The 13776-nt window shown below is 41.4% G+C and carries 19 protein-coding genes; 14 read left to right on the top strand and 5 right to left on the bottom strand.

From position 1 onward, the window contains the following. Positions 1–91: 91 nt before the first annotated feature. A complete protein-coding gene (locus tag J4E06_RS06745) occupies positions 92–832 on the bottom strand; it encodes an SDR family NAD(P)-dependent oxidoreductase (RefSeq protein WP_349523266.1) in 741 nt (246 codons plus the stop codon). A gap of 132 nt (positions 833–964) precedes the next feature. On the opposite strand from J4E06_RS06745, the gene J4E06_RS06740 reads away from it, so the two are divergent. Further along, positions 965–1321 carry a winged helix-turn-helix transcriptional regulator gene (locus J4E06_RS06740; RefSeq protein WP_349523265.1) on the top strand — a complete coding sequence of 119 codons (357 nt, stop codon included), beginning with the start codon at positions 965–967 and terminating at the stop codon, positions 1319–1321. A 24-nt stretch (positions 1322–1345) separates the two neighbouring features. Here the strand turns inward: J4E06_RS06740 and J4E06_RS06735 are convergent, their stop codons facing one another. Then, positions 1346–2107, bottom strand: a complete 762-nt coding sequence (locus J4E06_RS06735; RefSeq protein ID WP_349523264.1) for a GNAT family N-acetyltransferase — start codon at positions 2105–2107, stop codon at positions 1346–1348. Positions 2108–2239: 132 nt separating this feature from the next. Then, on the bottom strand, positions 2240–2611 hold the full coding sequence (locus tag J4E06_RS06730; RefSeq protein ID WP_349523263.1) for a VOC family protein: 372 nt from the start codon (positions 2609–2611) through the stop codon (positions 2240–2242). A 484-nt stretch (positions 2612–3095) separates the two neighbouring features. Between J4E06_RS06730 and J4E06_RS06725 the strand changes: the two genes are divergently transcribed. The 13 genes from J4E06_RS06725 to J4E06_RS06665 all read left to right on the top strand — a co-directional run bounded on the left by J4E06_RS06725 (position 3096) and on the right by J4E06_RS06665 (position 11539). Further along, positions 3096–3449 carry a helix-turn-helix domain-containing protein gene (locus tag J4E06_RS06725; protein WP_349523262.1) on the top strand — a complete coding sequence of 118 codons (354 nt, stop codon included), beginning with the start codon at positions 3096–3098 and terminating at the stop codon, positions 3447–3449. Continuing rightward, positions 3443–4750, top strand: coding sequence for a type II toxin-antitoxin system HipA family toxin (locus J4E06_RS06720; RefSeq protein WP_349523344.1), 1308 nt, complete (start codon positions 3443–3445; stop codon positions 4748–4750). Before J4E06_RS06725 ends, J4E06_RS06720 begins: the two co-directional genes overlap by 7 nt. A 14-nt stretch (positions 4751–4764) precedes the next feature. Next, positions 4765–4977 carry a hypothetical protein gene (locus J4E06_RS06715; RefSeq protein ID WP_349523261.1) on the top strand — a complete coding sequence of 71 codons (213 nt, stop codon included), beginning with the start codon at positions 4765–4767 and terminating at the stop codon, positions 4975–4977. Positions 4978–5103: 126 nt separating this feature from the next. Continuing rightward, positions 5104–5991 (top strand): sigma-70 family RNA polymerase sigma factor, encoded by an 888-nt coding sequence (locus J4E06_RS06710; RefSeq protein ID WP_349523260.1) that lies wholly within the window; start codon positions 5104–5106, stop codon positions 5989–5991. 108 nt (positions 5992–6099) lie between these two features. Beyond that, positions 6100–6717 (top strand): FMN-dependent NADH-azoreductase, encoded by a 618-nt coding sequence (locus J4E06_RS06705; RefSeq protein WP_297787702.1) that lies wholly within the window; start codon positions 6100–6102, stop codon positions 6715–6717. Further along, positions 6698–7189: a cupin domain-containing protein gene (locus J4E06_RS06700; protein ID WP_349523259.1), complete on the top strand. Its 492-nt coding sequence runs from the start codon at positions 6698–6700 to the stop codon at positions 7187–7189. The genes J4E06_RS06705 and J4E06_RS06700 overlap by 20 nt, the downstream gene beginning before the upstream one ends. 500 nt (positions 7190–7689) lie before the next feature. After that, positions 7690–8046, top strand: a complete 357-nt coding sequence (locus J4E06_RS06695) for a bleomycin resistance protein (protein WP_100818068.1) — start codon at positions 7690–7692, stop codon at positions 8044–8046. A 9-nt stretch (positions 8047–8055) separates the two neighbouring features. Continuing rightward, complete coding sequence (locus tag J4E06_RS06690) at positions 8056–8211, top strand: hypothetical protein (RefSeq protein ID WP_157810793.1); 156 nt, start codon at positions 8056–8058, stop codon at positions 8209–8211. A 72-nt stretch (positions 8212–8283) separates the two neighbouring features. Further along, the gene (locus tag J4E06_RS06685) at positions 8284–9153 is read left to right on the top strand and encodes a cyanophycinase (RefSeq protein WP_349523258.1); all 870 of its coding nucleotides are present in this window, start codon (positions 8284–8286) and stop codon (positions 9151–9153) included. 66 nt (positions 9154–9219) lie between these two features. Beyond that, positions 9220–9726, top strand: a complete 507-nt coding sequence (locus tag J4E06_RS06680; protein WP_100818080.1) for a hypothetical protein — start codon at positions 9220–9222, stop codon at positions 9724–9726. A gap of 46 nt (positions 9727–9772) precedes the next feature. Then, the gene (locus J4E06_RS06675; protein WP_349523257.1) at positions 9773–10237 is read left to right on the top strand and encodes a hypothetical protein; all 465 of its coding nucleotides are present in this window, start codon (positions 9773–9775) and stop codon (positions 10235–10237) included. 48 nt (positions 10238–10285) lie between these two features. Continuing rightward, complete coding sequence (locus J4E06_RS06670) at positions 10286–10753, top strand: hypothetical protein (protein WP_349523256.1); 468 nt, start codon at positions 10286–10288, stop codon at positions 10751–10753. Between the two features lie 66 nt (positions 10754–10819). Continuing rightward, on the top strand, positions 10820–11539 hold the full coding sequence (locus tag J4E06_RS06665) for a hypothetical protein (RefSeq protein WP_349523255.1): 720 nt from the start codon (positions 10820–10822) through the stop codon (positions 11537–11539). 9 nt (positions 11540–11548) lie between these two features. Here J4E06_RS06665 and J4E06_RS06660 read toward each other — a convergent pair whose 3' ends face one another. After that, positions 11549–12775 carry a site-specific integrase gene (locus tag J4E06_RS06660; protein ID WP_349523254.1) on the bottom strand — a complete coding sequence of 409 codons (1227 nt, stop codon included), beginning with the start codon at positions 12773–12775 and terminating at the stop codon, positions 11549–11551. A 446-nt stretch (positions 12776–13221) separates the two neighbouring features. Then, positions 13222–13710 carry a hypothetical protein gene (locus J4E06_RS06655; RefSeq protein WP_349523253.1) on the bottom strand — a complete coding sequence of 163 codons (489 nt, stop codon included), beginning with the start codon at positions 13708–13710 and terminating at the stop codon, positions 13222–13224. Between the last annotated feature and the right edge of the window lie 66 nt (positions 13711–13776).

The following is a 13776-nucleotide window of genomic DNA, read 5'->3' as shown; positions in this document are numbered from 1 at the left end:
CATCCCAGAAAACAATAACAGTCCTTCCCCGATGGATGTGAGGCCGAGCTCCAGGAGACCGGCCTAGGGGCCAACAGTCAAAAAACAGTGCTTAGGAAATCGACATCCCACCATCGGTAGGCAGTAACACTCCGGTGGTCCAGGTGGTTTTACCACCGATCAAGGCAATGGCGTTCTCCACCACATCGGCCACTTCACCCCGCCTATTGAGGGGTATCTCCCCTTTTTCATGGGCATGGATCTCCTTGACGGTCTGATCGTCAAAACCTGCCGCTTTGAGAATCCCCGTATTGGTCGGACCAGGAGCTATGGCATTTACCCGTATGCCCAAGGGCGCCAGCTCCAGGGCCCATACCCGAGTGAGCATATTGAGCCCGGCCTTGGCCGAGGCATAGGCCGTGGTCTGTGGATAGGCCTTGATTCCATGGCTACTGGTCACATTGAGTACCTGCCCCTTTGTCCTTTTCAAAAACTCCAGACATTTGGAGGTCAATAGGGACGGCCCGATCAAATGGGCCCGGTACATTTCCAAAAGGGAATCGGCCTCCAGGCCATCCAGCGCGCCAATGGCCACATGTCCCCCATTATTGACAAGAATATCGAGCCTACCATCCCACTGATCCTGGATAAAATCAACTATCTGCACCAGTTCACTTTCATCCGAACTGTGGTATACCATGGTCTGGATCCCGGGCATTTCCGAGGCCACCGCGTCCAGCTTGGACAGGTTTCTACCGGTGATCAGGACATCCCATCCCTGCTTATAAAAATGTTCAGCGATTCCCTTGCCTATGCCCGAGGAACCTCCCGTAATTAGAATTTTATTGTTCATTTGTTGTAATTTTGAAACAAACTTATAACACAATTCATTGTAAAACAATAACTTACATTAGGGTTAGCAACTACCGACACCGTTTGGAATATTGACTTGCAACCCCTTATAACGGAAAAAAAATTCAAAAAAATGAGTTATAGCAGATTATCCACCATCAATTGCGAACCCAAGTCGGTTTCGGACTGCAGTGTCGAGACCTCCCTTTCCCTACTTGGGGGAAAATGGAAGCTCAAAATCTATAAGACGCTGAGAAATGGGCAACAATTGCGCTTTAAGGACATCAAAGCCGAATTGGAGCCTATATCGGACAAGACCCTATCCGCACAATTGCGGGAAATGGAAGAGGACAGGCTATTGGTTCGAAAGGTATTCGCGGAAGTACCGCCACGAGTGGAATATCGTCTGACCCCACTGGGCGATTCACTGGAGAGCATCTTTTTGGCCCTAGATCAATGGGGCAAGGAATATAATAGGCTGAACAAATAATGAAGCATACAAGATCCTCCGGGACTATCGTTGGGCACTTGATCCTCCAAAGCGATAGGTCACCATGTGCCCGACCGGTTCGAACCCCATTTTTGAATAGATCCGGGCACCACCTTCGGAGGCCACAAGCCCTATATGCGAAGGGCCAAGTCCAATGGCCTCCTTCAACTGGTATTCTGTCATGGATCGCCCCAAGCCCATGCCACGATGTTCGGGCAGTGTTCCGATGATATGGATACCGGCACCATCCTTGTCATCCAAAAAGAGCAGACCACAGTTCGCCGCTTTGCCCCGATGTTCCTGAATATACATCCTGATCTTTTCGGTATCCTCCAAAAAGGGGCGGAACATTTTTGGCAAGATCTCATAACCAAAACTGACCGAGGCAATATGTGAAAAATCCGTAAGCTTCGCCATATCGTCCACCCGTTCTATCGGTGCCACATGGGTTTTGGGCCCCGGCATCCATTTGGCGTCCCAGCACATGGAACGCACCGTGGAGGTCTTTTGATAGCCCACGGTCTGCAATTGATCCTCCAATAGGGCATTTTCACCTAGGGCCATGGCCCTTGGGTATCTTCCGGAGCGGGCACCCTCCCGGAGTGCTTTCCAATTGCTAAAACCTTCATGCAGTCCGAACATCAGATCGGGCCATAGCCCTTCCTGCCGGATAAAGCGCAGCCCGTGTTCATTCCTGAGCAGATCCGCTTTACTGCCCACTTCTTCCCAGAGTCCGAAAAGGTTCTCCAAGACTGCCCCATGTTTATCCAAGATATTGTTTTCCATATGCTCTTATTTGGTCAAGGCAATACCTTGATGGTACAAGTTTATCACATTATACATTTCCATGCCTTGAGCCAGCTTAAGAAATGCACCTCTGAAAGGCAAGACCGCCCATAACCAATAAAGCCCTTGGGATCATTTTTCCAGGGCAATGATGACCCCAAAGCCATCGGGGTCGGCAAGTTCGAGTCCATTGTCACGCCAATAGGGATTCTTGGAGACCACAACGGGCACCTGCGCCACCACCGCCCTGTCCCGAATCGTTTCCAATTCCATAGCATCCTCCACATAGAAGACCATCAGGTCGTCCCGATCCGGCCGGTGATCGGCCCTACCATCGGAGGTAGTGAACTCTAGGTGCCAGTCCCTCCCCGGTAGGCCTAGGAATACCCCATCATAACGGGAATGGTCCTTAAAACTGCCCAGTACCTGAAAACCCATGACCCGGGTATAAAAATCTGTAATCCGTTCCAGGTCATCGGTATGTCGTGCATATCTAAATTTCATCGCTTTCTGTTTTGATCATGACCAATTTCAGTCCCCTATCCAGGGAAGTATATCTCTTTATAGGAGCAGGTCGCACAGTAAATTTGGTGAAATCACCGGGATGACCCAATAAGCGGTCTTAAGAAATCAGGTCTATTTCAAAAAGACATACCGGCACCCCTTGATAATGTGGTGGCAACCCAGTGGTATCGGAGGGCTCGAACAGGCCCAAAAAAGCAAAGCCGGCCTCCGTCTAGTGTCGGATCAACCGGGTATTGTCCCCTAAAGTATCCAGTCGTATATATCGCCCCCCTTCTCCTCTACATAGGATTTGACCCACTGCATCAAAAATTATCATATATTTTATATTTTGTTGGTTTTTACCAACACTAATAGCTATATAATGACTTAATGTTGGCATTTATCAACACTTTTAACGATCATATTATTTTTTATTTGTAGTTTTGTTGGTAAATACTAACATAAATACACCAAAAACGACTTAATGATGGGAAATACCAACATCAATTGGGTTCAAATGTCTGATGCGGCCATCGTACAACAGATTGGCAACTACCTCAAACATGAACGCCAACAACAGCACAAAACACAGGCACAATTATCCGAATCGGCGGGCCTGAACCGTTGGACCATCAGCCAGATCGAGAACGGGGAATCCATTTCATTGACCAGTCTGCTGCAAATCCTGCGGGCTCTGGACCGTTTGCACGTTCTGGACAATTTTGAATATTCGGATGAAATAAGCCCTTTGGAATATGCCAAGCTTAAAAAACAGCAACGGCAACGGGTCAGGAACAAAACCGCCCAAGAGGGTGAAAACGAGGATTGGGAATGGTAGATGTGGCCGAAGTACTGGTCTGGGGGGAATTGGCCGGGGCCGTCCGATGGGATGAAAGCAGACAGCTGGGCCTATTTGAATACAGCCCAAAATTCTTGGAAAACAACTGGGACCTTTCCCCTTTAAAAATGCCCATTTCCCAAGGTCCGAGAATTTATAGCTTCCCGGAACTTCGAAAAGGGAAAGATCAAACCGAGGACACCTTCAAGGGCCTGCCCGGCCTATTGTCCGATGCCCTTCCCGACAAATACGGGAACAAGCTGATCAATATTTGGTTGGCGCAGCAGGGAAGACCCGAAAACAGTATGAACCCTGTGGAAAAACTATGCTTTATCGGGAGACGTGGGATGGGGGCCTTGGAATTCGAACCGGCACAGATCAAAAGCGGTACCCGAAGTTTTTCCTTGGAAATGGACAGTTTGGTGGAAGTTGCCCAAAAAATGCTCAACCAAAGAGAATCCTTTTTGACCAATTTGAAGGGGGAAGATGAGAAGGCCATGATGGACATCCTAAAAATTGGAACCTCTGCAGGGGGAGCACGTCCGAAGGCCGTGATCGCCTATCATCCCAAGACCGGGGAAGTACGCTCTGGACAGGCCAATGTTCCCAAGGGTTTTGAACACTGGCTCATCAAGTTGGACGGGGTAAGCGGCGAACAGTTCGGTGAAAGCCATGGCTGGGGACGGGTCGAGTATGCCTACTACCTGATGGCCAAGGACTGTGGCATAACCATCAGTGAAAGTCGATTATTGGAAGAAAATGGCCGGGCCCATTTTATGACCAAACGCTTTGATCGAGAGGGCAATGTAAGGCACCATGTGCTTTCCCTATGTGGTATGCAACATTACGATTTCAATGATATGTTCGGATATGGTTACGAACAGGTATTTCAGACCATGCGATCCTTGCGGCTCAGCTATCCGGAAGCGGAACAAATGTTCCGTAGGATGGTCTTCAATGTACTGGCCACCAATTATGACGACCACACCAAGAACTTTTCGTTTCTCTTGAAAAAGAATGAAAAATGGCAATTGGCCCCTGCCTTTGACCTCTGTTTCGCCTTTGATGCCACGAACCACTGGGTAAACCAACAGACCTTGAGTGTCAATGGAAAAAGACTCAAGATCACGGCCGATGACCTGATGACCATTGCCCATGACAACAATATCAAGAAAGGGGAAAAGATCATCAAGGAAATCAACTCCGTCATCAAATCTTGGGGCACCTATGCCAAACAGGCCGATGTGGCAACGGGCCTTCGGCTCCGGATAGCAGACGACTTAAATACCATATACCATTAATTGATACTTTGGATATGTTGGAAGATGGATTCAAATCTAATCGGTACGGTGCCGTTTTGGGCAATCTATCCGATCATGGGTATCTGGAGAATACCGAGGTGGATATGCTGCTCAAAAACTACCTTTCCACTCATACCATCAACTTCGATAGGACCAGTGACGCGAAGGCCAAAATCGTTACTGAGGCACTCATTGATAATTACCATCGCATCAAAGGAAATCCATAAGCTCGCTCCATGCAATAAAGCCTTGTTCTTTGAGATTGGTTTAAGGATATCATAGATATTTACTTACATTGCCGTCACGTTTTTCCATCCCCGTTTGTCCTTTACAAAAGGACGAAACACAACCTTATGAAAGAACCCTTCTACCAAAGCCTGCTCACCTATTCCTACAACATTGTCGGTAGCCTGGAAGATGCCAGGGACCTGGTGCAGGATACCATGGAAAAGTATATCAACCTGGACAAGTCGAACATCAGGAACGAAAAGCAGTATTTGATCAAGACCGTGATCAACCTTTCCATCAATTTCAAGAAAAGATCCCAAAAATTCAGTAGGTACGGGGTCTGGCTTCCCGATCCCATTGCCACCGAACAGGCGGACTCGGCATTGGTACAAAAGCAGGTGGCCAATTATTCCCTTATGGTGCTGTTCGAGGAACTCAACCCCAAGGAAAGGGCGGTATTTGTGCTCCGGAAAAGTTTCAACTACAAGCACGATGAAATTGCGGATGTACTCGATATTACCCCCGAGAGCTGCCGAAAACTGTATTCGAGGGCAAAAACAAAACTTTCCAAAGCAGTGATCAACAAGGAACTGCCCCCAAAGGATTGTATGAACCCCTATGTCCATGCCCTGATGGAGGGGGACACCGAAAAACTGGAGGCACTGTTCACCGATGATATTGCGCTCATGGCGGACGGTGGCCATAGTGTAAAAGTGATAACGCGCATAACCAAGGGCAAGGCGGCTACGGCACTGCTCATGCAATATGTACATTCAAAATTCCTCGACAACAGGGAATATGAGTTCAATTATATCAACCACCAACCTGCACTATGGTTTATGAACAAAGAAAAGATCCTCAGTTGTGTGATCTTCCATTTTAACGCACAGAAAAAGATCGACCACATCTATTCCATAGTAGACCCCGAAAAATTGAACAGCCTGCACTTGAGAAAGTCGGTCTCCGTTGAACGAAAGATCGATGCCCTGCTGACCCAATTGAACCTGAACTGAATACCCGAAACTACCAGGCCCTACGGTTCCAATTGGTAAAGTACGGGGAGAATCTGACATATCGGTCACTTTTTTTATGGGCCGATGGTCTTATAAAAAAACAACGACATGAAAACACTTTTAAGAATCGATTCCAGTTTCAACCTACAGGATTCGTTCAGCCGTCAAGCGGGCGACCATTTTGAACAACTATGGAAAACAAGGAATCCGGAGGGGAAGGTCGTACACCGTGACCTGGCAAAAACAATACCGCCCCATTTGACACATAAGGTCTACAATGCCTTTTCCTTGGGTACGGAAGGCGAGCATGCACTAGAGGTATCCGATGAACTGGTCAGCGAACTGGAAAAAGCGGACGAGATCTTGCTTGGTTCCCCGGTCTACAACTATGGGGTCCCCAGTACCCTCAAGGCCTACATTGACCATGTGATCCGTATCAACAGAACGTTTGCTTACGATCCCAAGACCTATATCCGAAAAGGATTGCTCGAAAACAAAACGGCGAACATCATAGTGGCCCGTGGAGGAACACCCATCAATGGGGAGTCGCCCGACGGTGTGGAGGCCTATCTGGAGGGCATCCTAAACTTTATGGGTATTGATCGTGTAAACAGCTTTAGCATTTATGGAACGACCTATGAAGGTTCAGAGTCGGGCCTGCAAAGTTCAAAAAAAGCCATTAAAGAATACTTTAAGTCCATAGACCATGCAAAAGAAGAAGCCTGATTACCTGAGCGACGACCTCAAGGGAAGACCACAGATAGTCGCCCCTGATGATGGGGAACGCATCGGGATACACAACAGCAACGTTTTGCTCAAGATTACCAGTGCCATGACCCATGATCAGTTCGGGGTATACCAGATAGAACTTGCCCCACAGAGTATGGGGGCCGATCTCCACTATCACCGCTTCATGGAAGAACTCTTTATCGTGGTCTCGGGAAACCTGACAGTAACGACAAAAGATGCCCAGCACACGGCCAAACCCGGTACCATGGTACATATCCCCAAGTTTACGGTCCACGGGTTCAAGAACGACACGGACCAAGCTGTTAAGGTATTGCTGTTTTTCAATCCATCCATGGGAAGGGAGGGCTTTTTCAAAGGCCTGAAACAGGTGCTGGAGGAAAAGCCATTTGACCAAAGTCGATTTGAACAGCTCTACAACAAATATGATAGTGTCCCGTACAAGGAATAGGGTAGTATATAAAAAATAGTAAAGACAAAGGCCAATGGATCACTTGATATGCGGTGCATTCCAAATTTTATAAGAAAAAACAACGAAAAGTGGTATTTTATCCTAAATTCTTGACATTAATGGGTTATACGTTTTATCGATTCGCAGCTAGTATATATTACTCAGTGTTGGAAATAGATGAACAAAGTGGAAAAATGACTCGGAAGATTAAATTTCTTGACAGAGTTCAAAAGGAGGAATTGATAACAGACAAGTTTGACCCTAACCGATTTGAATTTTCTGAATCATCAAGAAGTGGAAAATCGAAGTTCTTAATGAATTATAGAACTCATAAAAACAATGAGTTGTTGGTGTTGAAAAACAAATCAGATAAAGAATTCATTCAAAAATATATTTCTGACAATTTTGCTATTGGATGAAATGTTAAACCAAAGTTCAAATAAACGATTGAACTGATTTGAACAGATGAAATATTGGATTTTAGAACATAAAATTGATATATGCTAGTAGATATCAGTCCGAAATTACCGATGCGTGACAAAAAAGTTACGCGGGAATTTTACTCAAAGCGATTAGGTTTTAAGGAATTTGGGAGTGCCGATTTCGATGGTTATTTGATGATGGAAAAAGACCAAGTCCAAATCCATTTTTTTGAATTTAAAGAACTTGACCCGAAAGAAAATTATGGACAAGTTTATATTCGGACTGACAACATTGACGAATTTTATAAATTACTATTGGAAAGACGAACCGATATTCACCCAAATGGAAAATTGGAAATCAAACCCTGGGGACAAAAGGAATTTTCGATTCTTGACCCAGACAGCAATTTATTGACATTTGGACAGACTATTTGAAGTGAAAATATGATAAAACTAACCACCAACAATGATGGGTATAAAGCACAGGGCGATGAGTGGTTTCCGCAAGTTTCGGTTTATGTACAAGCTTTGTCTCGGTGGACAATTATGCAGATCCAATATGCCCTACGTTTCATAACAGAGACCGTTACCAAAGTTTAAATTAACGATTGGACTTAACGGGAATATAAAAAAGTAACGTAATAAAGGCCGTCGAATAAATTCAAAAAAATAATGTTTAGAATAGCATTTAGCATACTACTTACCATCATATTTCTTTTTCCGAAAGACGGTGAAGCTCAGGAGGGCAAAATAACAACAGGACATAAAAATGGAACACTTATAGCAATTGGAGGTGGAGAAATCAGTGATACTGAAATTATGGCCAAATTTCGAAATCTAGCAGGTGGGGATTCGGCCAAAATTGTGGTGATACCCACGGCATTTGTTATAAATAATCAAATAGATACAGCATTGCTTGAAAGAAATTTTAATGAATATGGTATTCCCAATTTCACCATCCTACATACTAGCGACCCTTCAGTGGCCAACACCGATGAATTTGTTAAACCGATAAAAGAAGCCACTGGAATCTACTTTACTGGTGGAAGGCACTGGAGAATAGCAGATAGTTATTTAAACACAAAGGCACATAAAGAAATGTTGAAACTGCTTGACCGAGGGGGTGTAATTGCAGGGTCTTCTGCTGGCGCAACAATTCAGGGCTCATATCTCGCAAGGGGTGACACCAAAAACAATCAAATAATGATGGGTGATCATGAAATTGGATTCGGTTTTATTTCCAATATCACAATTGATCAACATGTATTGTCCCGAAATCGGCAATTTGATATGTTCACCATACTTGAAAGGAAACCTGAACTGCTGGGAATTGGAATTGACGAAAGCACGGCAATTATTGTTAAAGGAGATGTTTTTGAGGTTATAGGGAAAAGTTATGTGCTTGTGTATGATACAGCATTTTGGTCTAGAGAGGGCTTAGACATGAAACAGTTACCTGAAAAAAATCAAATGTTCTATTTTTTAAAAAGTGGAGACAAATATAATTTGAGAAAAAGGCAGGTGATTCAGGTATGGGAATGACAGTTTAAATCAATTTGCAAAAACCTTAAGTTTATAAAAGTTCAAATAAACGATTTACATAACACTTTGAAACACGACATAAAAATTCTGGATGATTACCTTAATAGCGGAGCCAAGGCTTTAGTTGGAATATTTATGATTTGGTTATTTTTTGGTTCACTTGATATATTTCGAAACCCTCTTTTTCTAAAGGACCTTGTTATTGGGGTTTTGTGTTTCGCAGGATTGATTTTTCTGGGAACTTTAATGTTCTCGAAGAAAGTAATCTTAATCGAAAATGGAGCAATTTATCAAGGGTTAATATTTGGGAGTCGAGTGTTTTATAAAAAGCTTATCGATATTGGAAATTGTAAAGCTCTAAAAGTTTATGATTTTACAAATCAAATAGTAATTCCTTGGTGGATAAGTGTGACTGCAAATTTATGGACAGACGAAAAGGCCTTTACGTTTAAATTGGTAACACAGCAGGGAAATGAAAAATATTTGATGTCCTTTAAAGGTTCAGATTCTAAAAATGATGCAATCGATTTTTTTAAAAGGAATACTGATTTAATAATAAAGTATTGCAAGTAAGAGAAGATAATTTTTTCTATAAATTAAAGTTCAAATAAACGATAATATGAAGTTCAAGAAATCTTTACAAATGGCCGTTTGTCTTATCGCTATTTCTCAGTCAGTTTCGTGTAATTCTCAATCTACTAATAGTTCCAACATACAGGGAAATTGGTTTCCAGAATATCTGGGAGATATTAACGAAGTTTATACGGAATTTTATATTGATGATACAAGCGTTTATTATTTTAATCCTATTTCAGAGACAATTTCAGCCAACGAATATTATATCACAAATTCAAAATTATATTTCGGAAAGGACAATGGTGATTCTGCCAAGCTCATGGGTACTGTCTCTATCAAAAATGATACTTTAACTATTGTTAATGAAGCAGGAAATAGTTCATTCTTGAAACAAAATGAATTACCAAGTTTGGAAGATTTGATTAATGATAATACTTCCTTAGATATTTTTTTCGAGGGATATATTAATCGTGAAGCTGTTTGGAATGAAAATAAGTACAAGCCGTAATAGAAATAAAGTTCAAATAAACGATGACTGTAGATATGTAGGTGGTTGATGAGAAGTCCCAAGAAAATATCGGTAACTAAGCTTTTGATTGTAATAAGTGTCTTTTCATTTATGTTGTCCTCATGTTCTAGGAATACAGCAAATCTATTTGTTGGTGTCTGGACAATTGAAGATATAGCCTATAAAGGAAAAGATATTGGTGAGAAAATCTCTTTAAATGCCCTTGTTTTTAAAGAGAACAATGAAGTTATGGTGCCAGGAATTGTTGGTGAGTTATTAAATAAAAAAGACAGACAAGGTAAATGGAATATTGATGAAGACGGGTTTTTAATCATAACTTCCAACAATCAATATATAAATGGAAGAGCTAAATATTGTTTTGAAAATAGTGAGGATGAAGAACTTCTTAAAGTTGTAATAGAAACAGAAGAACTGTATATGGAGGCATTTAAACTTTTTAGTAAAAATGACACTTATGGTCGGTTGCCTTGTATCAATAATGCCCTACCAAAATAGAATAATAAAAAAGAAAAGTTCAAATAAACGATTGACCGAAACTAATAATTTGAAATTGGATTTAGGGTGATTGAAAAAAATGACATAGAAAAACTGGTTCTCAATAGAAAGAAAAGCTCCCTTCGAAATCACTTCAATGATATGTTTTTCATGAACAATATTAGATACTCTGGAGAAATTAGGGAAAAAGAAATACTACTTTGGTATTCTTCATTTTGGCTTCGTGGAGCGTATCCAATATTTCATTTGAATTTTGATTCCGACAAGAAGTTGGTAGGACTTAAATTGGAAAAAAATCCATTCGGTAAACTCTTGGATAAAATAGCCTTGTTCCTAGTTTTGGTTTTTGCTTCTATTCCAATAATCATAAGTGGACTGGCTAAGGGTTGGGTCGGGGCGGTCTTTGTTTTATTCGTGGCATTTATTCTATTTCTCATTATGAGAAAAGCAGCAAAAACCGAGAAAAAAATAATGACTGAAGAATTGAAGGATACAGTTGAACGAATTGAGAGAGAAAAGTTTCCAGAAAAGTTTGCAGGATATGGGCTAAAAGAAAAACCAATAGAAAACGAATGGACAATTAAAAAGATATTTACCAGAATTTTTATGTATCCAATTTGTGTAGGTTTTATCTATGTGTGTGCTGCTCTACTTATTCCAAATGGTCAACTTGGAAAAGGTATTTGCGGCATCGCTATTTGTGGCGCATATTTATATTCTGATATCTATGCGATTTTAAAAAGCTCCAGATTCAAAAAGGAATCAAAAAATTTTAAAGTTCAATAAAACGATGATTTATTTACCTTCCATCCTTTCCACCAATCTTCGCATGTCATCACCAACTTTCCTTTCCAATACCCTTGCATAAATTTGGGTAGTGGTCAGTTTGGTATGGCCGAGCATTTTGGAGACGGTTTCAATTGGAACACCATTGGAGAGCGTTACCGTTGTGGCAAAAGTGTGCCTGGCAGTATGAAAAGAAATATTCTTATAGATTCCACAAGCCTTTGTAATCTCCTTCAAATAACTGTTGGTCTTTTGGTTGCTCAATACTGGTAACAACTTTCCGTGTATCAATCTTTCATTGCAGTTCTTATATTTATCCAAGATTTGTTTTGCTTTGGGAAGTAAGGGAACCTTGACCGCTTCATCAGTTTTTTCCCTTTTCGTATGGATCCAAAGGTTCCCATCTATACCGAACCGCATATGATCAATATCCAGTGCCTTTACATCTCCATAGGCCAATCCTGTATAACATGAAAAAAGAAAGGTGTCCTTGACCCTCTCATACCCCCTTCCTGAAAATGTTGTTTCCTCAATGAGCCTGAGTTCCCTTTCGGTCAAAAAAGAGCGTTCACTCTTCTTATAATGCTTTTTATAGTTTACAAACGGGTCTTTGTCCAACCATTCCAACCTCACGGCAAGGTTTACCATTTTCCTTAACCGCTCCAAATGTTTCATGGCCCCATTATTGGTACACTTCTTTCCCTTTTGAAGATCAGGCCCATTTATCAAATAGTTCTCAAAATCAGTAATGAACTTATAGTTCAATCGCTTTAAGTTAATGTCTTGAAGTCTTCGGGTATGCTCCAAAAACCTTTTGAGATATTTTTCTGTACCATAATAGTTTTTCATGGTTCCCGGGCGAAGCTTACTCTTTTGTGATTCGTAATGATATTTGATTAGCTCCATAAGGGTCTTGTGCTCTTCATCCTGTCCTAGATAACGAGCTTTGATGGCCTGTGAGGTTATAATCTTGTCCTCACGCAACAATTGCTTATGGGTATCCATAATCTCGCCATACACCTCATCCAAATAGCTGTTCAACAAACGGGCCTTGTGGGTAAGTCCATGGAGTCTGCCCTTATTTTCATCCCATTCATTCACCGAAACGTAACGTTTCAAACTTATCTCTGCACGTTTTCCATTGACGGTGATACGGGCATAAATGGTCAGTTTTTCAGGGTTGTTGGAAATGTCCCTGGTGAAGATGAGAACCTTTAAGGTGTTGGAATTGCGCATAATACATAATTTTTGGGTTTGACAAAACTGGTTTGCAAAACACCCATAAACAGCGTCAAACTGAAGCTAAATTATGCACAAGAAACGTACCGAACCATTCACCGAACTCTACACCTTTTATATGGTTTTATTTGATATCAGATGAATGCATCAAAAACAAAAAGCACTGTCAATCAGTCGATTAACAGTGCTTTAATACCACCTATTTAGTGGTTCGTCGGGGTGGCAGAAACCACATTCGATTTATAAGTATTTAATTATCAATGTTTTAACACCTTAATCCTAAGGGCATTCCCGTTAAAAACACGGAAAGCAAAAAACAACTTTTGAACACAATTTTGATGTGTTTAATCAAAGATAAAAATAGTGATAAAATTTGAACTATCTATTTTCATAATTAATAATCACTGTCGTTAAACTGCTTTTTCTTTTACCAGCATTGCTTATCAATCTTTTGTAAAATAGGTCGCATTCCCGAATTTAAAATACTTATCATTGGTCATTACAAAATCTTCAACAACAACCTTATTATTGTCTTTTATAAAATAATAAATTGTTTTTCCCTTTTCCGTTTCATCATCTCCCCATTTTATGGTCAGTTCATTCTCTCTTATATTACCTTTTAGGGGAAAGGTAATGCCTCTATTGTCAAACCAATTGCCGACCACTGTCGAGTCATTTACGAATTTGTAAAAGGCTGTTGCCCTAAAAACTATAGGCTCATTATCCTTTGTTTTTCGTTCGTTTTGAAACTCAAGTTTTATGAACTTGTTGCCCAAAACTCTTTGCCAATCCATTGAAAATATTGCTTCCTGCCCCATTAAGGTGCCCGAACCAGTCCAACTTTCATCAATAAGCTCATCTATAATGGAATATTCCTTCGGATTATCATCTTGACCACTTTGAGGGTATAGTTCAAAAGTTATGATTATCAAAACTAATCGGGATGACTAAATGGTTCTTTCTGTAAATACCCTTGTAACATTTTTTGATTTCTGCAT

This window comes from Allomuricauda sp. NFXS6 (assembly GCF_040148835.1).
Taxonomy (GTDB): Bacteria; Bacteroidota; Bacteroidia; order Flavobacteriales; family Flavobacteriaceae; genus Flagellimonas.
Note: the sequence above shows the minus strand (reverse complement) of the source record. Positions and strands in the feature narration are given on the sequence as shown.

Bases quoted from the DNA above. Each gene is read 5' to 3' on its own strand.
- J4E06_RS06730 (WP_349523263.1), bottom strand. From the start codon at position 2,611: ATGAAATTTAGATATGCACGACATACCGATGACCTGGAACGGATTACA.
- J4E06_RS06675 (WP_349523257.1), top strand. From the start codon at position 9,773: ATGAAGTTCAAGAAATCTTTACAAATGGCCGTTTGTCTTATCGCTATT.
- J4E06_RS06660 (WP_349523254.1), bottom strand. From the start codon at position 12,775: ATGCGCAATTCCAACACCTTAAAGGTTCTCATCTTCACCAGGGACATT.
- J4E06_RS06695 (WP_100818068.1), top strand. From the start codon at position 7,690: ATGCTAGTAGATATCAGTCCGAAATTACCGATGCGTGACAAAAAAGTT.
- J4E06_RS06720 (WP_349523344.1), top strand. From the start codon at position 3,443: ATGGTAGATGTGGCCGAAGTACTGGTCTGGGGGGAATTGGCCGGGGCC.
- J4E06_RS06710 (WP_349523260.1), top strand. From the start codon at position 5,104: ATGAAAGAACCCTTCTACCAAAGCCTGCTCACCTATTCCTACAACATT.
- J4E06_RS06735 (WP_349523264.1), bottom strand. From the start codon at position 2,107: ATGGAAAACAATATCTTGGATAAACATGGGGCAGTCTTGGAGAACCTT.
- J4E06_RS06705 (WP_297787702.1), top strand. From the start codon at position 6,100: ATGAAAACACTTTTAAGAATCGATTCCAGTTTCAACCTACAGGATTCG.
- J4E06_RS06685 (WP_349523258.1), top strand. From the start codon at position 8,284: ATGTTTAGAATAGCATTTAGCATACTACTTACCATCATATTTCTTTTT.
- J4E06_RS06690 (WP_157810793.1), top strand. From the start codon at position 8,056: ATGATAAAACTAACCACCAACAATGATGGGTATAAAGCACAGGGCGAT.
- J4E06_RS06670 (WP_349523256.1), top strand. From the start codon at position 10,286: ATGAGAAGTCCCAAGAAAATATCGGTAACTAAGCTTTTGATTGTAATA.
- J4E06_RS06745 (WP_349523266.1), bottom strand. From the start codon at position 832: ATGAACAATAAAATTCTAATTACGGGAGGTTCCTCGGGCATAGGCAAG.
- J4E06_RS06740 (WP_349523265.1), top strand. From the start codon at position 965: ATGAGTTATAGCAGATTATCCACCATCAATTGCGAACCCAAGTCGGTT.
- J4E06_RS06700 (WP_349523259.1), top strand. From the start codon at position 6,698: ATGCAAAAGAAGAAGCCTGATTACCTGAGCGACGACCTCAAGGGAAGA.
- J4E06_RS06715 (WP_349523261.1), top strand. From the start codon at position 4,765: ATGTTGGAAGATGGATTCAAATCTAATCGGTACGGTGCCGTTTTGGGC.
- J4E06_RS06725 (WP_349523262.1), top strand. From the start codon at position 3,096: ATGATGGGAAATACCAACATCAATTGGGTTCAAATGTCTGATGCGGCC.